This window comes from Mycobacterium sp. Soil_C_30 (assembly GCF_057656995.1).
In genome coordinates this window covers 49,795-74,053 of record NZ_JBDGJH010000008.1, presented here as the reverse complement: position 1 = coordinate 74,053, position 24,259 = coordinate 49,795, and the positions used below count along the sequence as shown (strand labels likewise).

Annotated in this window: 16 protein-coding genes; 8 read left to right on the top strand and 8 right to left on the bottom strand. The window is 65.3% G+C overall.

From position 1 onward, the window contains the following. Positions 1 to 102: 102 nt before the first annotated feature. Together AC3A6P_RS16830 and AC3A6P_RS16825 are read right to left on the bottom strand one after the other, a co-directional pair. On the bottom strand, positions 103 to 3,156 hold the full coding sequence (locus AC3A6P_RS16830) for a TIR domain-containing protein (protein ID WP_487692798.1): 3,054 nt from the start codon (positions 3,154 to 3,156) through the stop codon (positions 103 to 105). A gap of 100 nt (positions 3,157 to 3,256) precedes the next feature. Further along, positions 3,257 to 3,775, bottom strand: coding sequence for a hypothetical protein (locus AC3A6P_RS16825; protein ID WP_487692797.1), 519 nt, complete (start codon positions 3,773 to 3,775; stop codon positions 3,257 to 3,259). 259 nt (positions 3,776 to 4,034) lie between these two features. Between AC3A6P_RS16825 and AC3A6P_RS16820 the strand changes: the two genes are divergently transcribed. Together AC3A6P_RS16820 and AC3A6P_RS16815 are read left to right on the top strand one after the other, a co-directional pair. After that, positions 4,035 to 4,514: a RipA family octameric membrane protein gene (locus AC3A6P_RS16820; protein WP_487692796.1), complete on the top strand. Its 480-nt coding sequence runs from the start codon at positions 4,035 to 4,037 to the stop codon at positions 4,512 to 4,514. Then, positions 4,511 to 4,807, top strand: coding sequence for a DUF7701 domain-containing protein (locus AC3A6P_RS16815; protein ID WP_487692795.1), 297 nt, complete (start codon positions 4,511 to 4,513; stop codon positions 4,805 to 4,807). Before AC3A6P_RS16820 ends, AC3A6P_RS16815 begins: the two co-directional genes overlap by 4 nt. 6 nt (positions 4,808 to 4,813) lie before the next feature. On the opposite strand, the gene AC3A6P_RS16810 is transcribed toward AC3A6P_RS16815, so the two are convergent. After that, positions 4,814 to 5,200, bottom strand: coding sequence for a hypothetical protein (locus tag AC3A6P_RS16810; protein ID WP_487692794.1), 387 nt, complete (start codon positions 5,198 to 5,200; stop codon positions 4,814 to 4,816). A 411-nt stretch (positions 5,201 to 5,611) separates the two neighbouring features. On the opposite strand from AC3A6P_RS16810, the gene gjpA reads away from it, so the two are divergent. Next, positions 5,612 to 7,000: an outer membrane porin GjpA gene (gene gjpA / locus AC3A6P_RS16805; RefSeq protein WP_487692793.1), complete on the top strand. Its 1,389-nt coding sequence runs from the start codon at positions 5,612 to 5,614 to the stop codon at positions 6,998 to 7,000. Positions 7,001 to 7,048: 48 nt separating this feature from the next. On the opposite strand, the gene AC3A6P_RS16800 is transcribed toward gjpA, so the two are convergent. Both AC3A6P_RS16800 and AC3A6P_RS16795 read right to left on the bottom strand, forming a co-directional pair. Continuing rightward, a complete protein-coding gene (locus tag AC3A6P_RS16800; protein ID WP_487692792.1) occupies positions 7,049 to 8,401 on the bottom strand; it encodes an FAD-dependent oxidoreductase in 1,353 nt (450 codons plus the stop codon). Between the two features lie 12 nt (positions 8,402 to 8,413). Continuing rightward, on the bottom strand, positions 8,414 to 11,635 hold the full coding sequence (locus AC3A6P_RS16795; protein WP_487692791.1) for an adenylate/guanylate cyclase domain-containing protein: 3,222 nt from the start codon (positions 11,633 to 11,635) through the stop codon (positions 8,414 to 8,416). 155 nt (positions 11,636 to 11,790) lie between these two features. Between AC3A6P_RS16795 and AC3A6P_RS16790 the strand changes: the two genes are divergently transcribed. The 5 genes from AC3A6P_RS16790 to AC3A6P_RS16770 all read left to right on the top strand — a co-directional run bounded on the left by AC3A6P_RS16790 (position 11,791) and on the right by AC3A6P_RS16770 (position 21,011). After that, positions 11,791 to 14,169 carry a peroxidase family protein gene (locus AC3A6P_RS16790; protein ID WP_487692790.1) on the top strand — a complete coding sequence of 793 codons (2,379 nt, stop codon included), beginning with the start codon at positions 11,791 to 11,793 and terminating at the stop codon, positions 14,167 to 14,169. Between the two features lie 21 nt (positions 14,170 to 14,190). Next, positions 14,191 to 15,723, top strand: coding sequence for a lipoxygenase family protein (locus AC3A6P_RS16785; RefSeq protein WP_487692789.1), 1,533 nt, complete (start codon positions 14,191 to 14,193; stop codon positions 15,721 to 15,723). A gap of 84 nt (positions 15,724 to 15,807) precedes the next feature. Beyond that, positions 15,808 to 19,005 (top strand): AAA family ATPase, encoded by a 3,198-nt coding sequence (locus tag AC3A6P_RS16780; RefSeq protein ID WP_487692788.1) that lies wholly within the window; start codon positions 15,808 to 15,810, stop codon positions 19,003 to 19,005. Positions 19,006 to 19,110: 105 nt separating this feature from the next. Continuing rightward, positions 19,111 to 19,734, top strand: a complete 624-nt coding sequence (locus tag AC3A6P_RS16775) for a TetR/AcrR family transcriptional regulator (protein ID WP_487692787.1) — start codon at positions 19,111 to 19,113, stop codon at positions 19,732 to 19,734. Further along, positions 19,731 to 21,011: a glycosyltransferase gene (locus AC3A6P_RS16770; protein WP_487692786.1), complete on the top strand. Its 1,281-nt coding sequence runs from the start codon at positions 19,731 to 19,733 to the stop codon at positions 21,009 to 21,011. The genes AC3A6P_RS16775 and AC3A6P_RS16770 overlap by 4 nt, the downstream gene beginning before the upstream one ends. A gap of 46 nt (positions 21,012 to 21,057) precedes the next feature. On the opposite strand, the gene AC3A6P_RS16765 is transcribed toward AC3A6P_RS16770, so the two are convergent. The 3 genes from AC3A6P_RS16765 to AC3A6P_RS16755 form a co-directional block, all read right to left on the bottom strand. Then, the gene (locus tag AC3A6P_RS16765; RefSeq protein WP_487692785.1) at positions 21,058 to 22,440 is read right to left on the bottom strand and encodes a PE-PPE domain-containing protein; all 1,383 of its coding nucleotides are present in this window, start codon (positions 22,438 to 22,440) and stop codon (positions 21,058 to 21,060) included. Positions 22,441 to 22,665: 225 nt separating this feature from the next. Then, positions 22,666 to 23,229, bottom strand: a complete 564-nt coding sequence (locus AC3A6P_RS16760; RefSeq protein WP_487692784.1) for a hypothetical protein — start codon at positions 23,227 to 23,229, stop codon at positions 22,666 to 22,668. 339 nt (positions 23,230 to 23,568) lie between these two features. After that, complete coding sequence (locus tag AC3A6P_RS16755; RefSeq protein WP_487692783.1) at positions 23,569 to 24,219, bottom strand: TetR/AcrR family transcriptional regulator; 651 nt, start codon at positions 24,217 to 24,219, stop codon at positions 23,569 to 23,571. Positions 24,220 to 24,259 lie beyond the last annotated feature (40 nt).

Here is a 24,259-nt window from a genome sequence, read left to right as displayed (position 1 = left end):
CAACCACATGCGCATCATCCCGCGATCGGCGTCGGATCTCCTCCTGACGCGCCGTAGGGACGCGAGGTTTGGATCAGTGCGCTGCATCGCGGCAGATGCTGGTCATGGAACTCCCTCATCGGGAAGTTCCTCCAGCCCTTCGCAGAGCGGTCGGTAATCGATGTCCGGGGACACCCACTCCGACCACTGGCGACGACTCATGTTGTGAGTCAGTTTGTTGCACAGGTCGTCATGCCACGCGGCCGGACCGGGCCAGATCCAGGCGCTGACGGTTTCGTCGGGCGCGATGTTCAATGTGAGAACTCGGCGGTCGTCACCGCTGAACACCACGCCGGCCACACTGTCTGTTCCGGCGTCCAAGGGATCGCCGACCGGTCGGCCCTGCACCAGATCCGAGAACCGCAAGGTGTGATCCATGCTTCCCGACGCGATGAACCGGCCATCAGCTGTGATGGCGATATCGCCCACCGCATCGTCGTGCGCGGTGATCGGGTCACCGATGGGATCGCCGGTTTCAGCGCTCCACCGTCGTATGCTCTTCGCTCCTCCGGTTACGAAGAGGTCTTCCTTTGGGCTGACCACCAGACTCCCGAACAAGTTCAGGCCCGACTGCGGATCCCCGATGAGTTGTCGGGTCTGAGCGTCCCACAGTCGCAGAGAGTCGAAACTCGAGGAGATGACGCGCCGTCCGTCCGGCGTGAATCCGACGTTGTTGACGACGTCCCGGTGACCTGTCAGCGGCGCGCCGATCGGCAAGCCGGTACTCGCGTCCCAGAACCGCAGGGTGTTGTCGGCTCCGCCGGCGGCGACCGTATGCCCGTCAGGACTGAACGCCACGTTGCCGAAGTACACCTCGTACCCGCGCATGGGCTCGCCGACCGGGCGACCGGTATCGGTGTCCCATACGCGAATCGTCTTGTCCTCGCTCGTCGAAAGAACTCGGCGGCCATCCGAACTGAACAGGAGTTGCACGATGGTGCCGGAGTGCTCGGGAAGCGCCGTCCCAATTTGCCGGCCCGAATCGACATCCCAGATTCGAACCGTGAGGTCCGAGCCTGCCGACGCGATACGACGGCCATCCGGGCTGTACACCGCGAAGTCGACACCACCTCGGTGGCCCCGCAACGGGCTTCCCACCGGCCGGCCGGTCTCCGTCTCGAAGATCCGTAGCGCCCCATCCCCGTAGCCTCCTACCATCCGGCGGCTATCAGGAGATATCGCAATGCTTTTCGCGAACGGGACTGCTCCATCAACCGATGGGGACCCCACCACCTGGCGACCACCGGATCGATGGTTGTCCGCATTCCATACTCGAACCGTGCCGTCGTGGCTGCTCGAGACAATGCGATTGCCGTCGAGGCTGAATGCCAGGCTGGTGACCGGTCCTGTGTGCCCTACCGCGGCGCCCATTGGCCGGCCCTGCTCGACGTCGGCCAACCTGATCGCCGGGTCGACCCCGCTGAACGCGATCCGGCGGCCGTCCGCGCTCAGCGCGATGGCTGTCACCGCCGACCGATCAGAGGCGATGATGCCGGCAGGTGCACCGGTGGACGAGTCAGAGATCCGGACCTGGCCGGCGTTGTCGCCGCTGACCACGCGTCGGTTGTCGGGCAGGAACAGGACCGCGTTGACGTCGGCCCCGACGTCGACCGGCTGTCCGTACCGCGACTGAGTGCCGGTGTCCCAAGTCAGGATGGTCCCGTCCTCGCCCCCGGAAACGATTCGCTGCCCGTCGGGGCTGAATGCCACGGAGTTGACCGTGCTCGAATGGCCGGTCATCGGGGCGCCGATCTCCGCCCCGGAGTTGGCGTCCCATAGCCGCACGGTCGAATCCGAGCCGCCGGATACGATGCGCTGTCCGTCCGGGCTGAAGCCAACGCTCGTGACAAAACCTCGGTGGCCTCGGAGCGGTTCTCCGATGGCCGTGCCGGCGTCATCCCAGATTCGCAACTGAGCCCCACCGGTGACGAGGCGGCGACCGTCCGGTCGGAACGCGATACTCATGTCGAGCAGCAGGTTCGTGTCGAACAGATTCTGACGCTTGCCAGTCTCACTGTCCCACATCCGCACTTGGGATCCAGCGGTCGCGATCTGCCGGCCGTCCGGGCTGAAGGCCACATCAAAAACCGGGTTCAGCTCGCGCGTCGTGATGGCTTCCGGGACCACATCAAATCCGGACAGCATCGGCTTCCCGGTGATGATGACCTTGTTGACGTCCGAGGTGAGTTCGAGAGTACGCAGCAGGACGCCCGGGTCGGCGGAGGGCGAAAGACTCTGTGAGGCAAGGGCTTCTTGGATGGCACGCACGGTGTCAGGCGCACGGCTGGCGGTCAATTCGGTTCGCGAGTGCTCCGCCAGCCGGGTGGCCGCCGCCTGAAGCGCTTGTTGGTCAGCGCGGTGCATCTGGAACACGGCCAGCCCACTGACGGCCAGCACCACCATGAAAATCGCAGCGATCACTTGGTGGCGGCGTCGTTCTGATTTCGCGATGCGCTGCGTCAGGTCGTCGGTGGTTGACCCGACGATGCCGGCGACCAGTTGCACCCAGGGCGAGCCACGGGTCACCTTGGCGCGTCTGCCTTTACTGTTCCACGCCCGTGTCAGGTCCGCCGCAAGAGGGCCGTCGCCCAGAGCGACCTGCAGGGCATCGGGAAACGCCCAGTCCGCTGGATCGACGTTCGGGTCATTGTTCGGGCCCCCGCCGATCAATGCGGGCACAATACGTTCGGCGTCGCGCAGCTCGGCGAATCGGTTGATCTCCAAGCTGACGTATCCGGAGCGGCGTGCGGCAGGCGAACACAACACCACAAGCGTTCTGGAGTTCAACAGATGCAGTTCGAGTGCCGGGCCCAGACGGTTGCCCGTCATATCGCTGAGGTCGCGAAATACGTTGAGGTGTCTTCGCCCGAGCCGTTTACGCACTTCCCGTGGCAATGGGTACTTCTCGAGGTCTCGCTCGATCTTGTCCGCCACCGCGGCGTCGTGACGGGAGTAGCTTATGAAAACGTCGAACTGCATTCCGTCAGATGAGTCGCGCATGCTGCCCTCGGTGGAATCCGTGGGAATGTCGGTTTCACCGGCATCGTCACCGGCTATCGCCCGCGAGTGGGAATGGACCAGGGATTGTCGGGTGGCAGCATTCTTGCGAAGGTGCATTCGACCTCACTCCTCTCGATCCCCGCGACACTGATGATCTTCACGGTGACGGGACAGTTGTGAGCGAGTAGAGCGCTACTCGAACGGTGATTGTTCTGTTTCAGGCCGGTTCGTCACTGCACCCGGGATACGTCTTCTTCAAGCTGTCGAGTTCGGGAGTGGGGTGCGCGTTTCTCCATTCGGCCGCAATATTCGACGACTCCACTATCGCATCGTTCATTCGGTTGATCGCGGCCCGAACGCCGTCTTCGGTACTGGCGGTTTCGATGTCAGTGGCGACAGCGTGGAGTTCTTCGACCAGCGATCGCGCAGCCTGCTCCACGTGCTCGTCGTCACCCACACCCTCACCGTTGGGCGGGTCGCCGAGTTCCTTCGCCTTCGCGATCACCTCCTCATACAGGCTCGCGATATCGCGGACTGTGGCCGCGAGGGCGGCCTGATCACCGAACTTGTCGGCAAATTCTCGCGTGAGATGGCCAAACCGGTTGTTGAAATCGACAGTGATCGCGCATTCCCGCTGAACGTAATCAGCGAGCGAGGAGCTGCGGGTGTCGTCGGTGGCACAACTGCAGAAAAGCATGGTCGATGCAGACAAGACCGCGATCGACACTTTGCGCATCCCGCCCATGTGATCGCCCCCAATCGAGCATGATCATTGCGACGATACCTACGAATGCAGACGGTGCACAGCGAATACCTTCTCCGCCTACTTGTGCAGGGAAGTACATCTCCCGACGGAATACCACAATGGAGGTGAACCGTGGTCACACCGGCCTCCCTGAGCGCGCGCCACTTTGACGGTTCCACGGGTGATGTATTCATCTTTCCACTAATGCCGGAGCGCGGGCCAGAACTCGGGCATTTTCGAAAGGCGAACAATGAGTGAGCCCCGACAACCTCAGAGCGACCCCCGAATACTGGACATCTACAAATTGGCCGTCGAGATGGCGGATCGAGTTTCGTCGCGGCGGGCAACCGCCAACGGCTTCTTCCTGACTGTGAACACCACGTTGATCGCGGTGGTGGGATTGTCCACGTCAGAGCCGGACTCCGCATTGCGGTTCGGTGCGGTGTGTATCGCGGGCGTCGCCGTGTCCACGTGCTGGTGGTTCCTCCTTCGTGTGTACCGCAGGCTGAACTCCGCCAAGTTCGCGGTGATCAACCGGATCGAGGCAGAGCACCTGCCGATCAAGCCGTATACCGATGAGTGGGCAGAGCTGATGCCCGACGACCAGGTGGTCGATCGACGCTTCCGGCTCGGCAAGGTCTTTCGGGAACTGGGCGGTGTCGAGCGTGTGGTACCGGTGGTTTTCGGACTGCTGTACGTCGTCCTGCTGCTCGGCAGACTGCCGATATGAGCTATCTCGACGCCGACGCCGAACTGATTCGGAGTTGCGTACCCGCAGGCACCGGGTTACCGGAGGACTGCGATGACCTGTTTGTCCTGTACGCCGTACTCATGCGCGCCAAAGGCCAACACACCCAGGCCTCCGATGTGCACGATGCCTGGTCGGCGTGGATGTCCCGGAGCCGACCCGACCACGAATCCATCCGCCCCTACGAGCAACTCGCACCGACGGTGCAGGCCCAGGACGCGCCATTCCTCACCGCGATCCGCCGCGCGGCGCGAGTTCGCGCCGAACGTGGCTGAGACAGCTCACTCATCCACCAGGTACCCGATCGCCGAAGCGAACAGCGAGAAAGTGGCATTTGCTCCGCCGGTGACCACAAGACTGTTTCCGCCGCGCACGTAAAGCCTTGCCGGTGAGCCGAATTGATGCCAACGACCGACGCCCTGGGCCGGACTGAATTGACTGACGCCCGAGACGAATTGCACCGGGAGGAAAACAACCGAGTTCTCACCCTGCGCAGCGGCCTGCAGGAACTGGACCACCTCGCCATCGCGGGCAGCCAACCTTCCCGAGACGTGCTCGACAACCAGGAGCTTGCCCACCGGCACCGCCGCCAGGATCACCTCGACGTCCGGTGTGGCCGCACCGTTGTTGTCGTTGGACTGCGTGTCGGCCCACGGTTCTCTTGCCATAGCTGAGTATGCGCAGACCTCCCGCCCCTACGTTCGCAACTTCGCGGCTTTGTCCGCGGCCGCGACCCCGGAGTGCGCCAGTGGCTGTTAGCTGGCTGGCGCGCGGGTATGTCCCTTCGCAAGCACATCGCCCAGCCCTCGGGATGGTCAGCGGGGCGACGACGGTTCAGATCCGAATCGAATCAAGTGGTGGTATCGCGAGCAGTCAAGTGAGGCAAACCGGCCCTGCCGCCGTCTGTGCGGCGAGCCCGCCTACCAGTCAACGTCTTTCAACACTCATAGGAGCTGGATAGCCGCCGAGGCGAACCGCACTTAGCTTTCCTATCGGATTTTGCGAAATTGAATACAACAAAACTTACTCTCGGGTAGGTTCTGCGACTGTCGTGGTTACGTTCATGTAAAGGAAAGCCCATGCAAGTTGCTGCCCGTTCCTACCTCGCAGCAGGAGTGGCGCTGGTCGGCGCCAGTGCCATCGCAGTCAGCCCGGTCAGCCCGCCGGTGCCCGACGTCATGGTTCCCAGCCCCGCCGTCGCGCTCAGTGCCGCGGTCGACCCGATCACGCCGTGGCTGAACGTCTTCAACACCTCCGAAGTCAACTTCGCCAACCTCGTCGACAAGTGGCTGCAGGCGCCGGCTCCGGTGTTGCAGCAGGTCATCGCCAATCAGATCGGCTACCTGCGCCAGCTCCCGGACTTCCCCGCGATCGTCGAAGAGATCGCGGCCAACGCGGAGGCCGCGATCAAGGCGCCGTTCGCGGTGGATCTCACCACGATGGATGAGCTGCACGCGACCATCTACGACCTGCTCCTCAACGGGTTGCCTCCGATCATCGATCCGGTGGTACCCGCCGACTTGGCACCGCTGGTGCAGTTCAGCACGACGTACCTCAGCGGGGTGCTGCTCGGCTTGGTGGGCCCGGTGATCAACCCGGCACTGGCCCTGGGCGGCAGCCTCAACGCGGTGTTCGAGAACCTCACCGGCGAGGCTCCCGATCTGGAGGCCGCGCTCAACACGTTGCTCAACACGCCTGCGGCGATGGCCGACGCGTTCCTCAACGGCGGGCAGTCGATCGACATCACTCCCCTGCTGAATGCGGTGGGATTGGAATCGCCCATCCCCGGCTTGAACTTCAAGGCCCAGCTCGTCTTCGGCGGCCTGCTGAGCCCGGGTGGTTCGATCTTCAACGCCCTCACCATCGACCTCGGTGACGGCAGCGGACCGACCGGTGTCGGTCCGGGCGCCATCGGTTCGTTGATCGGGTTGACCCAGCAGATCGCCAAGGCCCTCGGCTGGGACGGCACGGGCAATCCCCTCGCCCCGCCGCTGCGCACGCCGCAGGAGACGCTGCGTGACGCCGAGACCTCAGCCATCACGTCGACGCCCAGCGACAACGCGACCCTGGTGAGCCTGGATCTGACGAAGGAATCGGCGACCGCGGAGCTCGGCACCGCTGACACCGCACCGGTGAAGGACGACACGGACACCGCCACCCCGCTGTCGGACACCTCCGGCGATGACGAGCCCACCGGCGGCGTCACCGCTGGCGGCGAGGCCTCGACCGACACCGAAACCGACGGCACCGCCGAGGACACCGAAGCCAGTCCGTCGCCGGACAAGGGCAAGTCCTACAGCGGCATTCGTACCCGTGCCGACCGCACCGTCAAGAACGGCGGCACGAAATCGGGCGCCGAGGACAGCTCCGAGAAAGCCGAGGACACCAAGGACTCCGGTGGGCCCGCGGCCGGCGACAAGGGCGAGTCGGCCTCCGACGGCGACTCGTCCACCGGCGGCGCCGAGTAGATGACTGTGGCAGCCCCGGTCCCGGCGGCCCGGGGCTGCCACATCCAATCACCGTCGGCGCAACATGTTCCGCAGCACCACGCGACTGACGATGGTGGGATACAGCAGGCGCACAGGATGGACCATCAGGCTGTTGACCTTGAAGAAGACGGCGGCCACCACAGGATCGGACTCACACGCAGCCAGCACCCAGTCGACCAGCCGGACGATCAGGCGCATCGATCCCGTCCGCCGCCCCTGCACTTCCGGGAACGCCAGATCAGAGACCGCGGCCATCCGCCAGGCCACGCCGACTGGCTTCGCCGAGGCACGGAAGTACCGCCTGGGCAGGTCGTCGACACCACGACTCAGGCAGTCTCGCAACGCGATCGCCTGCAAAGCCGCCACCGTCATCCCCTGCCCGTAGACCGGGTTGAAACTGCAAATGGCGTCACCGCACACCAGTAGCCCGGCGGGAAACCGCGCCATCTTGTCGAAGCGGCGCCACTGGCTTGAGGGCATACGGTGCTGTGACGGTGCACCGACAGGCTCACCGGCCCGCACCGCCGCGCGCAGGTGCGCGGGGCAGTACCCCTCCGCGAAGGAGAGCATGCCGGCCAAGCTGCGCGGCGGCTCGTGGCCCGCCATCCCGAACACCGTGAACATCCAGGTGTCGTTCTCGTAGCCGGTGAGGAACATCCCGGTCGGCCGGCCGGGCGCCGGGCCGATGTCGACCACCTTCTCCATCAGTGCGCCTTTGGGGATCCGCAACAGTTGGCTGACGTAGGTGGTGTGCATGACGATGTTCTCTTCGACCGGCCGGCCGTAACCGAGACTTTGCAGCAGCGCCGGCGTCCGTGCACCGCGGCCCGTCGCATCCATCACCACATCGGCGGTCAACAACCGTTCGGCGCCACCGTCGCGGTGAACCACCCGCACTCCGGTGATGCGGCTGCGATCCGCGGTCGAGGTCACCTCAGCCGCGTCGTGGCACTCCAGGATCGTCACATTGGCGATCGCGCGGAGCCTTTGCCGGACTTGCCATTCCAGCAGTGTCCTACTCGGTGAGTAGACGGCCAACTCGCTGGGACCGGTGGGCAGCGTGCCGGACCGGATCACCTCATGACCCCCGAACGACAGGTGCATCTTGGACAGATCCCCGTCGTTCCACACCGGCACACCCTGCGCCACCAGGTCATCGAGGAACCCGGGGAAGAGCTCGTCGAGGATCTGCGCGCCGCGCAGCAAGAGAACGTGCAGGTGCCGTGCCTGTGGCACCCCTCGCCGCACACCAGCGTTGTCGGGCAGGGCATCTCGCTCGACCACGGTGACGGTCTCGAAGAAATCGGCCAGCACTCTGGCGGCGACCAGTCCGCCCATACTCGCGCCGAGAACCACGGCGCGCTCACCCAGCATCGGCATGTCAACCCTTCCTCAAGTGTCGGTGAGGGTGGTCCCGGACCGACGGGCCGGTCGCAAGGACACCGTGGCGGGCGCAAGGACGGTGGCGGACGCCACGAGCGCGTCGAAACCCGCCGCGGCCGCCGCCGAACGGTACTGCGCGACGAACTCGCGGCACCTGTCCTCGTCGCCGCGCACGCTCGCGAGCATTGCCCGCGAACGCAGAAGCGGAATCTCATTGAGCACGAAACCGGGATCGGTGGGCACCGCCGCCAGCCGGTCGAGCACCACCTGGGCTTCGTGCTGATCCGAGGCGGACCCACGAAGGACCAGCAGTTCCACTAGAATCGCGGAAGCCCGTCCGCGCCAGATCATGTCACCGCTGCGATAGGAACCGTCGACCACTGCGCGCGCCATGCCGATGGAGCCCGCGAGATCGCCGCTGCGGGCCGTCTCGACCGCGAACTCAGGATCCGCGATCGTCAACGCACTCAGGGAGAATCGCTCTGCGACGGCGGCGTTGCGGGCTTGCCGGAGCAGGTCCAGACCGGCGTCGCGTTGCTCGCCTTCGCCTGTCACCAGAGCCAGGCCTCGGCTCAACCGACCCATTCCGAGAAGGAAGTCGTCCGTGGAGGATTCAGCGATGCGCAACGCTTCGGCGGTTTCGCTCATCGCGGTCGCATCGGGCGGCAGCGCCCCCAGCGGTATCGAGGCGACGTACTTCCACAGCAATGCGAACACGTAACTCGTCGGGTCCAGCGGAGCCGCCATCTTGATCGAGTGGGCGGCGTCGTCCAGCCAGCTCTTCATTCCCAGGCACATCTTGATGTGGCCGCGCATAGCGACCACAGTGCACAGCGGTGAACCGACGATCAGGTTGCCTTTGGCGGTATCACCGTCGGCCAGTTCGACAAGGCGGTCTGACAGGCGCAGCGCCTCGATCATCTCGCCGGCTTGGGTTTTCGCGTAGATCGGCGCGAACAGAAGGGCGACGGTCAGTGTTGAATCACCGATCGCCTCCAGCAGCTCGCTGAGTTCCGAGGCCAGCTGCGCCGCCTCGGTGAAGCGGTCGTGGAACGTCAACGCCATGATGTAACCGGCCATGCCGATTGCCAGCGACACGTCGTCCTCGGCGGATGCGCACAGTTCGCGCAGTTCGTCGAAGCCGGTGTCGGCAACAGTGCTGCCGGCCCGCCAGGCGGTCCCGCACAGCAAGGTCCGAGCGGCGATCCGCATCGAGGCCCGACCCGCCGCGTCGGCAGGCAGTCGATCGGCCACCTGGCGGGCCCGCTGCCAACTGGCGCGCGCCGCGCGGCTGTCTCGGATGGCCGACCACCCGCCGGCGCGCATGTGCCAGTCGAACGCCTCGTGCAGGTCCCCGGCCGCCTCCAGGTGTTCGGCGATCAACGCGGCGTTCTCCTCGACGTCGCCCGAGTGGCGTTCTTCGATGGCGGCGGCCAACCGTCGATGCAGCGTGATGCGCCCGGAATGCAATTGCGACTCATAAGCCACCGCTCGGACCAACGGGTGGCGGAACACGAACTCGGCGCGCGGGGTCTCCGCCACCCGGTCCACCAGCTCGGCCTGCAGCAATTCGGTGATGGCCTCGGACCGGTTCTCGCCCTCGAGAAGGACGTCCAGCAGCCCGGGCTCGAACTGAGCGCCGACAACCGCGGCGGCGTACAACACCTTCTTGGCCGACCTGCTCAGGCGGTCGACGCGGGCGGCGATCGTCGCCTGCAGGGTGTCCGGCACGCCGATGTCGGCTGCGGTGTCACGGCACAGGTAGGCACCGCGATCCCCCTCCAACACACCGCGTTCGGCGAGATCCCGCACCATCTCCTCGACGAAGAACGGGTTGCCCGCGGCCTGCCGAGCGATACGCGACGCCACCGTCCGCACCGACGTATCGTTGCCCAGCAGGTCGGCAGTCAAGGCCGCGGTCTCGGCCGCGTTCAGCGGTGCCAGCGAGATATGCCTGCTGTCCGGAAGCCGCGACAACACGCCACGGTATTCCGGGCGGTAGGTGATCAGCACCACCGCGTGGGTATGCGGCACCACCGTGACGAACTCGGCGAGCATGGCCTCGCCGGTCTCGTCGATCCAGTGCACATCTTCGATCACACACAGCACGGATCTGCTCTGGTTGACGGCGACGGCGCTCAGCAGGGCCGCCAACCGACGGCGACGGGCGTCGGCGGTGATGGCCGGTGGAGCGGCGGCGGCATCGCCGATGCCGAGCAGGTCATCGAGCAGCAGCAGGTCTTCTGGGTCGGCGTCCGGAAGACTGGCCCGCACCCGTGCGCGGGCGGACTGCGCGTCGCGGTCACCGAGCCTGAACACGGTGCGCCAGAGGCGCGAGACCGCGTGAAACGGGACCTCACGGGCGTGCGATTCGCAACCGACGGTGAAGACGGTGACGCTGCGCTCGGCGGCAAGTGCCATTGCCTCGCGCGCCAGACGGCTCTTGCCGATGCCGGGCAGTCCGACCACTCCGACCACGCAGCCCGGACCATCGATCGCCCGGTCGAGGAGGGCGGCGACATCCTTCAACTCCCGGGCACGGCCGACCAGGGTCGGTTCCCGCCGCCTGATCTCCCGGTCGGCGGCGACCCCGAGTAACCGACGCGCTGGCAGCGGATCCGCCAATCCTTTGACAGACACCCACTCTGTGGGTGCCATCACGGTGGCGTGTTCCACCAAGCGCGCGGTGGACTCACCGAGCATGACCCCACCCGGCGGTGCTACCGATTCCATCCGTTGCGCAAACCCCACCTGCTGGCCCATCGCGGTGTAACCCAGAGGGCCGGTACCTATTTCGCCGGCGATCACCCGGCCCGAATTCAAACCGATCCGCAGCCTCAGTGCCACGCTGTCGCGGCGCAACACCTCATCGGCGAGCTGCGCCATCTGTTCCTGGATCTCCAGCGCCGCCAGACAGGCGCGTACCGCGTGGTCTTCCAATGCAACCGGCGCACCGAACAGTGCCATGATGCCGTCGCCGGTGAATTTGTCGACCGTGCCGCCGTAGCGTCGGGTAACGGTAGCCGCGCACAGGAAAACGTCCGCCATCATCTCCCGCAGGCGTTCTGCGCCGACCGCGGAGGCGATCGCCATCGAACCGACCACGTCGGCGAACATGACTGTCACCTGCTTGAATTCAGCTTGCTCCATCGCCTGAGGTGCCGCCGCTCCGCAGCTGTCGCAGAAGCGGGCGCCCTCGCGCAGGGCATTGCCGCATGCCAGACACGTCACGCCGGCCCCCTCCCGAGTGAAACTGCGCCCCTACACAACAGTAAGGCTCACGGCACCACCCTTGACGGCAATCGTGTTTCTCTCCGATTTTTTGAACACCGGCACCGGCGAGAGTTAGGTTGCCAGTGGCAGATTCCCGCATTCGAGGAGTTCCTATGTCTTCCGGCGAGGCGTTGGAGGCTTTGGATCGCGGTCAGTATGAGCGCGCGCTGGCGCTGCTGAACGGCGAACTCTCGCGAGCGGGGTCCAACGCCGAATTGCATGCGCTGGCCGGCCTGGCGAACTTCCAGCTCGCCCGCTACAACGAGGCCGCGCACCAGTACACGCTCGCGCTGCAAACCAACGGCGATCACGGCCCCTGGCGTGAAATGCTTGCTCTTGCAACATCCAACGCCGTCGCAGGCGTGCACGTCCACGTGCCCGCGCGGGACTACTTCACCCGCGAATCGCTGCTCGAGCCACCGCCCGTTTCCGATGACGCGCTGCCCCGACCACTCCCGCCGAAGCCCCCGGGGAGTTTTCTGACCAGGGCTCGCCTGCGCGCGGGCACGTTGTTGGGCGCCCTGGCAACGTCTTTGGTCAACCGGGCCACCGAGTGCGTGGGCCGTCGCGGCTACCGGGACGAGGTGTGGACCAGCTGGTATTACCACCACATGGTGCCCGCGGTCTTGAAGCTGGCCTACATACGCAACCAGCTGAACTCCGAGAACTTGGAGAGCAGCTATCCGCCCGGAAGGCTGGTCGGATTTCAGCGCCCGGGCCTTCAACCACCGCGGGGCGTCACCCATTTCCGGACCGCCGACGGAAGCTGGAACAACCTCGCCGATCCCAGAGAGGGTGCCGCCGGCACGCGCTTCCTACGTAACGTCAAGCCCGAAGCCATCCGCCCGGAGTCGGGCGATGAACTGCTCACGCCGAATCCGCGCGAGATCAGCCGCCGACTGCTCACCCGCCCGGTCGGTTCCGACGGCCGGCCGGTGATGAAGGAAGTGCCGTTCCTGAACCTGCTGTCAGCGGCGTGGATTCAATTCATGAACGGGGACTGGATCAATCACGGCGAGATCTCCTACGTCAGGATGATCGACGTGCCGTTGTCTGAGGACGATCCCGCCTGCAGTCGTTACCGGCAGCACACACTCTCGGTCGGCAGGACTCAGCGAGATCCCACCCGTGGCGACGAGGAGCCCGCGGCCACCAGCGCGATCAACGAAGTCACCCATTGGTGGGACGGATCCCAGATCTATGGCAGCGACCAGAGGACCCAGCTCTGCCTACGCAGCGGCACACTCGGCAAGATGCGGGTGAACGAGGATGGCACCCTCCCGGTCGACCACACCGGCGTCGAGGTCACCGGATTCCGGCGCAACTGGTGGGTGGGTCTCTCGATGCTGCACACCCTGTTCGTGCTCGAGCACAACACAATCTGCGACATGCTGCACACAGCGCACCCGGACTGGGAGGGGGACGACAACCTCCTCTTCAATGTCGCGCGGCTGATCAATGCCGCGGTGATGGCCAAGGTTCATACCGTCGAGTGGACCCCCGCCATCCTTCCCAACCCTGCACTGAATCTCGGCCTGAACGCGAACTGGTACGGCGTGGCCACCGTCTTCTGGCACAGGGCCGCGAAGAAGCGAAAAGCCAAGTCGAACGTCAATATCCGTAACCCCGAAATAGGCGGCATCGTCGGGAACCCGATCGACAAACACGGGTCGGCCTTCGGCCTGACCGAGGAGTTCGTCGAGGTTTACCGGTTGCATTCGATGCTGCCCGAGACGCTGCATCTGCGCCGCCGCGGCGACGCGGGTACCGCCGAGGAGGTTCCGTTTGCCGACACGCGCCAGAGTGGATCAGTGGCCGTCACCCAGCGGTATCCCATGCCCGACCTGTTCTACTCATTCGGCATTCAGCACCCAGGTGCATTGCAGCTCAACAATTATCCGCACTTCTTACAGGAACTCAGCATTCCCGGCTGTCCCTTCTTCGACATGGGCACGGTGGACATCGTGCGCGCCCGCGAACGCGGTGTACCGCGTTACAACGAGTTCCGGCACCAGCTGGGACTCACTCCGATCGAGAGTTTCGACGACCTGACCGACGACCCGACCATCCGCGCGCAGCTGAGGGCGGTGTACGGCGGCCACCCGGATGGCGTCGACAAGCTCGATCTACTGATCGGCACGCTGGCCGAAGGCCACCGGCCCACCGGCTTCGGATTCGGCGAGACCATGTTCCAGATCTTCATCCTCAACGCCAGCCGCAGGCTCCAGGCCGATCGGTTCTACACCGACTGCTACACCGAGGAGGTCTACACCGCCGAAGGTCTGCGGTGGATCGACCAGAGCGACTTGAAAACCGTTCTTCTACGCCATTTCCCGGAGCTCGCCAGCACCGGCCTGGCCAACATCAAGAACGCCTTCGAACCGTGGGACGAGGAGCCGTTTCTGAGACCCTGGCGGCACCCGCTGCGTGCCTACGACCGCGAAACCGAGCGGGACCCCTGGCTCGGTGACGGGTATCGCCGGCGGGTATAGGGACTTCTCGGGAGGGACACCATGCTGAGGTGGCTTGTGCGGCGCGGCTTCTGGAACGCGGTTGCGCTACTGAAGTTCAAAGCGGCCAAACCGCGCGACATCCCACTGCCGCCTGCGACACGCCACGTCATCGAGCCGACTCCGATGGCCAGGGCCATCCGCGGTATCCCACTGCGCAACGTGATGGTGTGTGCCAGCGCCGACATCCCGGCCGAGGAGAGAGTACGCAAGAGCACTTTGTTCTATCGGGTGCAGGTCTGGCTCTACTCCAGGTACTCCCCGATGCAGCGGGGTCTGCCGTCCATCGACGCCGACCCCCAGGTGGCGTTGGACAGGGCTCTGACTCGGCGACATCGCCGCCTGTTCCGGGCACCCGAGATGCCGGCCGAGTACCTGGGTAGCCCGGACCTCGGATCGTTGGCCGTACGCGGGCCCTTCGCCTGCTACACCACCCGCGCCGACGACGGCACCTGGGAATGGGATCTGCGCCTACTCAACGACTACAAACATCACCCGGGGCTGCTGAAGATCGGCTGTCGGGTGGCGTTCGACCTCGACCCGCTTCGGCGTTCGCTTCGGGCCCGACGCATCGAGTGCGCGCTCGGCTCGGTCACACCGTCGCACCCGGACTGGAACCAAGCCGGCAAGATCGCCTTGTGCGCCGCTTCTACACACGTTTCGCTGGTGCGCCACTTCAACTGGGTGCACCTGGCAGGCGGCGCGCAATTGGCCCTCGCCACCCGTAACAGCCTGTCCCCCAACCACCCGCTGTTCAGATTGCTGTGGCCGCACATCTTCGCCACGATGCACAGCAATGACATCGTGACCCGCGGGCAGATGAGCCGCTGCGGCGATTTCGAAACCATCTTCAGTTTCACCTTCGAGGGCATGTGCCGCCTGTTCGACGAGACGCACCTCTTGTACCGACACCAGGTCAACGATCCCGAAGTCGACGGTGCCGCCCGAGGTGTGCGCGGCACCGGCTTCGACACACCCACGCAGGACAACCTCGAAGAACTGTTCGCCGTGATGCACCGCTATGCGCGCAACTACCTGGAGGTCTACTACCCGCGCACGTCGGCTGTCGGCCCGAGGTCGGTCAACAACGACACTGAACTGCTCTTCTGGCTCGAGGAACTGAATGAACGGGTTCCCAACGGCGTTGGCGTGACTCCCGGCGAGGTCACCTGGGACAGCCTCGCCCGGTTGCTGGCGCAGTTGCTGTATCTGGTGACCGCACAGCACGAGATCTTGGGCAGCTACATGTGGGACTACCAGCTGTGGACGCACCGTCAGCCGGCGCGGGTCTACGAACATTTCCAGCCCGAGCCGCTGGATGTGTATCAGCGGCTGCTCAATGCCAACTTCACCCTCAACGTGCGCAGGCGTGCGCTGATGAACGACTTCACCGCCCTTGCGCTCGACAACCGCGCCAAGAACGCGATGCGGCAGTTCCAAGATGAGCTCGTCGCGTTGCAGGCAACAAACGCCTCCCGCCCCCGTCCGGTATGGCGGCTCGACCCGCGAGATCTGGAGGTCAACATCAACGCCTGATCCCTCTTGCCAACTGACTGACGATCGGCAAGGAAATGATGCACAGTCGAACATCTGAAGCTCGACCGGCGAAACGACGCTGACGTGGAAACAGGCAGCGGTGAGAGCGGTGGACTGACCCAGGCGGGTTTGCTCTGCAGTTCCTGCGGCGCACAATTGAATTCGACGGCCAAGTTCTGTAGCGAATGCGGGACGCGGCTCCGGCAGGCACCTCCACCCGCTGAGTACAAGCAGGTCACCGTCCTGTTCGTCGACGTGGTCCACTCGATGGACATCGCCGCAGCCGTCGGCGACGAACGCTTACGCGAGATCATGGCCGAACTGACCGACACCTGCCGGGCGGTGATAGAGCACTTCGGCGGCACGTTCGGCAGTTTCACCGGCGACGGGCTCATGGCGGTGTTCGGCGCCCCCGCGGCCCTCGACGACCACGCGGTCCGGGCCTGCCGGGCCGCATCCGCGATTCAGAAGGAGGTCCGCTCCCTCGCCGTACAAGCGCAACGCGCAGACGGTATCGACCTGCAACTCCGCGTCGGGTTGAACTCAGGAGAGGTGATCGCGGGCGAGATCGGCTCGCGTTCACTGGGTTACACCGCTGTCGGTGAGCAGGTCGGTCTCGCTCAGCGAATGGAGTCGGTGGCGCCGCCCGGTGGGGTCATGCTCAGCGCGTCCACCGCACGACTGGTCGACAGCTCCGTCGCCCTGGCCGAGCCCGAATGGGTACGCATCAAAGGCGCCGAGGAGCCGGTCCGCGCCTACCGTCTGCTGGGGATCGGCGAGCGGCGTCTCACACTCGGGCGTACCGAGTCGAGTCTGGTCGGTCGGCGGCGGGAGATGTCGGCCGTCGAAAGATCGTTGACTCGCGCGGTCGAGGGCCGGGGCGCGGTGGTCGGGGTGGTGGGGCACCCAGGGGTCGGCAAGAGTCGTCTGGTGCGTGAGGTCGCGACGATGGCCAGAGAGCGCGATCTGGAGGTGTTCACCGCCTTCTGCGAGTCGCATGCCAGCCAGATTCCGTTTCATGCCGTGGCGCGCTTGCTTCGAGCGATCACCGGAGTCGAAGGCCTCGACGCGCCGGACGCCCGAATTCATCTGCGGCGCTGGGCCGGTGATGCGGACGCCGAGGATCTGCTGCTACTCGATGACCTGTTGGGCATCGGCGATCCCGATGCTGTGGTGGCCCGGATCGATCCGGATGCCCGCCGGCGACGCCTGACCGCTCTGGTGAATGCCGCGTCCCTGGCCCGGAACGTCCCGGCCGTGTTTGTTGTCGAGGATGCCCACTGGATCGATGAGGTCAGCGACTCGATGCTGGCCGAGTTCTTCTCCGTGATCCCGCAGACACCGTTGCTGGTGCTGGTCACCTACCGCCCCGAGTACACCGGTGCGCTGACGCAGGTGCCCGAGGCCGAGACGATAGCCCTGTCCGCGCTCAGCGCGGCGGAGACGGCGACACTTGTCGCCGAACTCGTCGGAACGGATCCGTCGCTGAGCGCGCTCGGTCAGACGATCGCCGACAGGGCAGCCGGTAACCCGTTCTTCGCCGAAGAGATCGTGCAGGATCTGGCAGAGCGCGGTGTGCTGCGTGGGAATCGCAGCGCCTACGTCTCGACGGTGGGCGCCGCCGAGGTCAGTGTGCCGGCCACCGTACAGGCGACCATCGCCGCCCGCATCGACCGTCTCGAACCGGCTGCCAAGCGCACCTTGAGCGCTGCCTCGGTCATCGGCGCACGCTTCGGACTCGACCTGCTGACCGCCGCCGGCGTCGAACCGCGCGTCGACGACCTGGTGGTCGGCGAGCTCATCGATCCGGTCGGCCTCTCCGGAGAGCCCGAGTACGCGTTCCATCACCCGCTGGTGCGCACGGTCGCCTATGCGACTCAGCTCAAATCGGATCGAGCTGAGCTGCATCGGCGCGTCGCAGCCGCAATCCAGGCACGCGACCCCACCTCCACCGACGAGAACGCGGCGCTGATCGCCGAACACCTGGAAACTGCAGGAGATCTGGGCGCCGCCTACGGTTGGCACCTGCGCGCCGCGATGTGGGCTGCCAACCGCGACATCGGGGCGGCGCGGCTGAGTTGGGAACGCGCGGCGAAGATCGCCGATGCCCTGCCTGCCGATGACCCGAACCGCATCCCGATGGCCATCGGTCCCCGGACCATGTTGTGCGCCACCGCCCACCGTGTCCAGATCGACAGCGCAGGCGATCATTTCGACGAAGTGCACCAGATGTGCACCTCCATCGGGGACAAGGCATCATTGGCCATCGCCACGGCAGGGCTGTTGATGGATCACGCGTGGCAGGACCGGGTCATCGAGGCCGACCGGCTGGCCTCTGAGGTGTGGGAACTCGTCGAGTCGGTGGGTGACCCGACTCTGGCAGTGGGCCTTTCGGTGCCGGTGCTCTACGCCAAACTCGAGTGTGCCGAATGGTCCACGGTGCTCCGCTGGTCGCAGGAGGTCATCGACCTGGCCGACGGCGATCCATCCAAGGGCGACTTCCTGTTCGGCTCCCCGCTGGCGCTGGCGCTGACGACACGTGCGTGGGCCCGCTACTGGCTGGGCCACCCCGGGTGGCGTGACGACCAGCGGCACGGGATGGCCATGGCCCGCAGCGCCGAACCGGTCGCCTACGTCACGGTGGTCACCTACGTTTATCCGGCCGGAATACCGAATGGCGTTCTGTTACCGGATGATTCCGCGATGCAGGAGATCGACGAGGCCCTGCGCATCGCCGAACGTTCCGGTGACGACGTCGCGGTGGACTTCGCCCGGGCCACGCTCGGCCTCGCGTTGGTGCACCGCCCCACGGTTGCGGAACGCGATCGTGGGCAGGTGCTGCTGGCCGAAGTCAGCGTGGCGTCTCAACGCCGCCGGCACAACCTGTGCGACCTGCCCCTCATCACTGTGTATCTGGCACGCGAGCAGGCGCGTTGCGGCGGCGGTGCGGAGCCCGTCGCCGTGATGCGGACCGCCGTGGAGCATCTGTTCCGCGAGGGGCGCCTGCTGCTTCACGGCGTCGCTGCCACCGGTGTACTGGTGCAAACGCTGCTGGATCTTGGCGACATCACCGAGGCGGAGGCCGCAATCAACCGGTTGGCGGCCGCGCCCGCCGACGACGGCCTTGTGCTACGGGACGTCTGGCTGCTCGGACTGCGGGCACTGCTGGCACAGGCACGGGGTGACGATGGTTCCTTCCTGGGGTTCCGTGAGCGCTATCGCGCGGTGGCCACGTCGCTGGGCTTCGAAGGGCACATGGCAAGGGCCGAAGCGATGCGTTGACTTCAGACACGCGTGCTTGTCGACCAGGTGTCCCGTGTTCGCGAATTCTCGAGACGTGGTGGACACACCTTGCGGGCAACTGACCAATCGGTCTAAATTCTGACTATGCGGTCAGAACCGGGGACTTTCACTGAACGGGCACGGCGGGCGCAGATCGTCGCTGCTGCGACACAGGTCATCGCCGAGGCAGGTTACGCCCAAGCCTCGGTGGCAAAGATCGCCGAACACATAGGCGTGGCCAAAAGCGTTGTGCTGTACCACTTCAAGACCAAGAACGACATCATCGAAGCCGTCGTGATCGCGGTGTTCAGCGCGGCAGCCGCGCAGATGGCTCCCGCTATTGCTGCGGCAGCTTCGCCGGGAGATCGTCTCGCGGCCTACATACGCTCCAATGTTGCATTCATCGAGCAAAATCCGATCGCCGCGACTGCCATGGTCGAGATCCTCACCGGATACCGGTCACCGAAGGGTTTGCGTCTCGATCAGGCCGCAGCTTCGGCGCCGCCATCAGATGCCGGATCAACAGCCCTGGATCCTGAGCCGATCTTCGTCGACGGTCTGTCGGGCGGCCAATTTCGGGAGCTGTCGCCGAGATTCATGAAGAACGCGCTGCGCGCCGCGCTGGACGGTGCGGTGTGGGAGCTGGCCCGCGATCCCGACTACGACGTGATCGGCTACGGCGAAGAACTGGTGACTGCGTTCGACCTGGCCACGCGAGGAACATCATGACCCGGATCGTGATCGCGGCTTTCGGAACGCGCGGTGATGTCGCACCGCTGACCGGACTCGGTAGCCGGCTCCTCGAGCGACTCGGAGCCGAGGTGGTCATCGGCGCGCAAAGCCCGTACGAACACCTCATCACCGCGGCCGGACTGCAGTACCGACGCTTGCCTGGCGACACCGAGGCCGACACCCGAGCCTCCGCGTACGGCCAGGCCGTTGTCGATGGCGCGCGTATGCGGCCGTCCAAGGACGTGCTGGCGCAGATGCGTGACGACCTGCACGGAGTGGGCGAGGCAATCGCCGACGCGGCCACCGGCGCCGATCTTCTTCTGCTGGAGGGCCCGGTGGGCTCCCTGCTGGGGTATCACGTTGCAGAGGCATTGGACATTCCGAGCATCGGGGTCTTCTTCCAACCAGTCAGCGCGACAGGGCAATTCGCTCCGCCACCGTTGACGGATCGCTCTTTCGGGCAGTGCGGTAACCACTTGGCGTGGCGTCTTGGTGACCTCGGCGAAAAGGTCTACACACCCTTGATAAATGATCTGCGCGCCACGCTGGGGTTACCGACTCAGTCCCGGCGCAGCTATCAGCGCCGACGCGCCGCCACGTGGCCGATCCTCTATGGGTTCTCCCAGCACGTTGTTGCTCGCCCCATCGATTGGCGCGACGGACTGGACGTGACAGGTTATTGGTGGCCCATCGATTCACCGACGTGGCAACCTCCGACCGAGGTGGTCCAGTTCCTTCACGCTGGGCCGCCGCCGGTATTCGTCGGTCTCGGTAGCACGGCCACCGCACAGGGTGAACGCCTGTCCGCTCTGATCGTCTCGGCACTACGTCAGGCTGGTGTGCGCGGCATCCTCCAGTCCGGTTGGGCCGGCCTGCGCGGTGAGGGCTCCGACATCCTCACCGTCGGTGAGCTGCCGCACGCGTGGCTGTTTCCACAGATGGCGGCGATCGTGCACCACGGCGGCGCAGGCACGACGGCTGCCGCCCTGCGAGCGGGTGTGCCCTCGATTCCGGTCACCGGCATCATGGATCAGCCGTTCTGGGCTCGACGGGTCCATACCTTGGGGGCGTCGCCGGCTCCACTGCGGCGTAGCGCACTCACCACAAAATCTCTCGCCGAGGCCGTGACCGCAACGCTGACTGAACCGGGCTATACCCAACGAGCGCAGCAGCTTTCACACTGCCTCCGGTCCGAAGACGGCGAGGGCACCGCAACCGACCTCATCTCGGCACACCTGGACCGGTGGGACGTGGGATCGTCAGGAGGCAGCTGAGGGCCAGGCCAGAACCGATCCGGCAGACGCGCAAGCCGCCCCCAGGTCAGAAGCCTCCGTGATTTCCAGGGCGTTTCGAGTCGCCCGCCGCCGCCCCGGCTCGGGTGGGGTCACGATCAGCCCCGGAATCGCCGCTGTCCGAATGGCCGGAGGGATCGCCGGTCCGGTAGGAGCCGACTGAAGCGCGGACGCGATCCGGTCTCGAGCGGCGGTCGGATTTCGTCTCGGTAGCGGCGTCACGCGTCCTGACATCGACCACCTTGCTGGGCCGCTCATGATGCTGTGTTGTGGTCTCACCGGTGTCGGCAGGTCCGACCTGTACCTCAGTGTCGTCGGCGTCGACCGAACCGGTGGTGACTGCCCGATCTGTCGCCGTCTGCGGTTCGGGAGCAGCCTCGGTCAGCAGATCCTCTGTGCCGGGATCCGCGTCCGCGGCGTCCTTTGCGGGACCGGCGGTCTTCGCCTCGATAACCTCCGGCGTCACGGCGCCCGGTTTGGTGAACGACACCGGCTGCGGTGCCGGGGGCGTCCACACCAATCGGCCCTGCTCGATGCGGGGCCCGAGGTCTGGGGTCATCGACGAGTAGCCCGTCGCGATCAGCGGCATGAGCAGCTTGTCCAGCTCATCGACGAACGGGTCCGGGACGTTCATCTGTCGCAACACCCGTGTCATCGGAAGTTGTTGGCGCGGAATCATATACGTCGTCGTCGTGCCACCCAGCGAGTTGGTGGTCTGCGACACCAGAACCGCGTCGGCCATGCTGGCGAGCGAGCTGTGCGAGTGATCGTTGAAGCCGTCGAGGGTGATGAAGGCGCCGATGACGGCGTTGGTGACGGCGAGCAGGTTCCACGGGCGGTCCGGCGGATTGGCCCACCCGTCCCACTGTTCGTTGACCACCACGACGTCGTACTGGCTCTCGGGCACCGGACCGAACGTCTGACCGACGAACGGAATCGTCACCCCGCGCAGATACATCTCGCCGAGTCCGCGTCGCATGTCGCCGAACACGTGGAACGTGACGTCATCGGCATCGGGTGCGTCCGCCGCGGTTCGCAAGTACTCGAGTTCTCGGTCGATCACCAGGGTGCCCTCGCTCAGGCCCGCGACGACGACGGGTTCGCCCTTCTCGAGCTGCTCGAGGATGGTGGCGTGCAGGTTCTGCCGCCCGATCTCGGTCGACTGATCCACCGTCAGCGCGAACGGTCCGGACAGAATCCCCAGTTGGGCCGGATAGTCCACCGCGACCGGCGTGGTTCCGGGCAGCCAGTTCTCGCCGACATGCAAGGCAAACGGCAGCCACGCCTCCTGCGTGAAGCCGGCACCGGCCAGCAGCGAATCGACTATCGGCCACTCACTCGGACGGGCGCCGTTGAGTCCGATGCGGGTCTGCGCGGAGGCCAGCACCGCGGGGCCGGCAACCAGCGCCATCGCCGCCACCACCGCCGCCGCGATCCATCGGCCGCCCCTTTGCGGCAGCCGTCGTGGTGCCGGTGCAGGACTCGTCTGTGTCAACGCAAACCCCCCGTGTGAAAGTGACGTTCATCGATACCAACATCGAGGAACCTCCGCAGGGTTTTTGCGCTGCCAAGTCACTCCGGAATGGGGATGGCCGCCCCACCCGGAGGCAGGGCGGCCATCGTGTCACCCGGTGGTTCAGGACTGCGGCTCACCCGGAACAACCCAGTGACCTGGCGCCTGGTCGAAGAACGGATTGACAATGCCGTTCACCGTCGGCAGTTTCTTCAGCTGACCGGGAGGAATTCCGAAGAACGGATTCGACACACCATTTATGGACGGCAAATCCTTCAACTGTCCGGGAGTAATGGTTTCACGCGGCCATTGGAAGTAACCATTCAATTCCGGAAAATTCACATTCGGCACGTTCACATCCGGAATGTTCACGCTCGGAACATTGATGTCCGGCACATTGACACTCGGAATGTTCACATCCGGCACATTCACACCCGGCACACTCACATCGGGAACGTTGACGCTCGGGACGTTCACGTCGGGCAGATTCACCCCCGGCAGATTCACATCCGGCACGTTCACGCTCGGCACGTTCACATCGGGAACCTGCACGTGAGGCACGGTCGGACCGGGCCACGGCTCCGGCGTAGCCGGATCGGCCTGCGCCAGGCCCACACCCAAGCCCAGTGCGCCGAGGCCCAGCACACCGGTCATCGTGGTCGTTACCGCGAGTTTCTTGATGTCCATCATTCGCTCCTTCGCCTTGCTTCTCGACGACACCCACCGATCAACGGCGGAAATCGCGTGACGTTCGGTTTAGGAAATTGCTCGATCGTCGCTCGACGGTCTCGCCGCCTCTATGTCTGGACGACTACGCAACACCTCGTCCCCCCGCAAGGTATGTCGGATGCCCGCGGCTCCGCGTTAACAGTGAGTACCGAATTCGGGCGGCATCCGCGCGTGAAAACACACGGTAGCCAGGTGTTTCACGAATCAAAATTGACGTCTATCCCGTCAGTCGCCGGCAGCGGAGGCGAGATGCACCCACGGGTGGGCGGTGCCGGGTCAGAACATCTGCGAAGAGGCTCAGCCCCGGCCGGCGCCGCCGAGTTCGAACAACGTGTGGGCGAACTGGGCGCTGATGAAATCCCGGGCCCGTTCTTCGGGCCACCCCAGCACGGTCACTGTGTAGTGGAAGCCGTTCTGCGGCCCGTAGTGGTACAGGGTGATGTCCGCGAAGTCGTCGTCGGAGAACGGCTTCGGAAACGCTCCCAAGTGCCGGATCTTCCGGGCGATTTCATGTAGCGCGCTGCGGTGGCGGATCACCGCTTGGGTGAGTGACCCCGTCGCCTCGGCGTCGTGCGCAGCGGTCGCGACGACAAGCTGGACGATGTCGTCGAACTGGCGCCAGAACTCGAGGTAGGAGTCTGCGAGAGCTTGCAGCGCGTCCTGGAGGTTGTCGGTCGCATTGATGGCATCGAGGGTCTGCTGCACCAGGGGTGCGGCGGTCCACATGTCCATCAAGGTGCGTAGCAGGCCCTGCTTGCCGCCGCACTGCTGGTAGACCGTGCCGGCCGAGACGCGGCTTGCCTCGGCGATGTCGTTGACGGTGGTGGCGAAGTAACCCCGTTCGGCGAAGAGAGTCCGCGCCGCATCGACGACAGCCTGTCGGGTCTGCTCGGCGTACTCGTCACGACGGGAGCGGCGCGGAGTGGAGCCCGTGTCGTCCGACGTCATCGGGGACCAGCCTGACGATTCATATGCGCCCGAGAATAAC

What these genes read in the sequence shown, in the direction of transcription:
- AC3A6P_RS16770 (WP_487692786.1), top strand. Translation starts at nt 19,731, where the DNA reads ATGACCCGGATCGTGATCGCGGCTTTCGGAACGCGCGGTGATGTCGCA.
- AC3A6P_RS16785 (WP_487692789.1), top strand. Translation starts at nt 14,191, where the DNA reads ATGCTGAGGTGGCTTGTGCGGCGCGGCTTCTGGAACGCGGTTGCGCTA.
- AC3A6P_RS16755 (WP_487692783.1), bottom strand. Translation starts at nt 24,219, where the DNA reads ATGACGTCGGACGACACGGGCTCCACTCCGCGCCGCTCCCGTCGTGAC.
- AC3A6P_RS16820 (WP_487692796.1), top strand. Translation starts at nt 4,035, where the DNA reads ATGAGTGAGCCCCGACAACCTCAGAGCGACCCCCGAATACTGGACATC.
- AC3A6P_RS16775 (WP_487692787.1), top strand. Translation starts at nt 19,111, where the DNA reads ATGCGGTCAGAACCGGGGACTTTCACTGAACGGGCACGGCGGGCGCAG.
- AC3A6P_RS16825 (WP_487692797.1), bottom strand. Translation starts at nt 3,775, where the DNA reads ATGCGCAAAGTGTCGATCGCGGTCTTGTCTGCATCGACCATGCTTTTC.
- AC3A6P_RS16760 (WP_487692784.1), bottom strand. Translation starts at nt 23,229, where the DNA reads ATGGACATCAAGAAACTCGCGGTAACGACCACGATGACCGGTGTGCTG.
- AC3A6P_RS16810 (WP_487692794.1), bottom strand. Translation starts at nt 5,200, where the DNA reads ATGGCAAGAGAACCGTGGGCCGACACGCAGTCCAACGACAACAACGGT.
- AC3A6P_RS16800 (WP_487692792.1), bottom strand. Translation starts at nt 8,401, where the DNA reads ATGCCGATGCTGGGTGAGCGCGCCGTGGTTCTCGGCGCGAGTATGGGC.
- AC3A6P_RS16815 (WP_487692795.1), top strand. Translation starts at nt 4,511, where the DNA reads ATGAGCTATCTCGACGCCGACGCCGAACTGATTCGGAGTTGCGTACCC.
- AC3A6P_RS16765 (WP_487692785.1), bottom strand. Translation starts at nt 22,440, where the DNA reads ATGGCGCTGGTTGCCGGCCCCGCGGTGCTGGCCTCCGCGCAGACCCGC.
- AC3A6P_RS16830 (WP_487692798.1), bottom strand. Translation starts at nt 3,156, where the DNA reads ATGCACCTTCGCAAGAATGCTGCCACCCGACAATCCCTGGTCCATTCC.
- AC3A6P_RS16790 (WP_487692790.1), top strand. Translation starts at nt 11,791, where the DNA reads ATGTCTTCCGGCGAGGCGTTGGAGGCTTTGGATCGCGGTCAGTATGAG.
- gjpA (WP_487692793.1), top strand. Translation starts at nt 5,612, where the DNA reads ATGCAAGTTGCTGCCCGTTCCTACCTCGCAGCAGGAGTGGCGCTGGTC.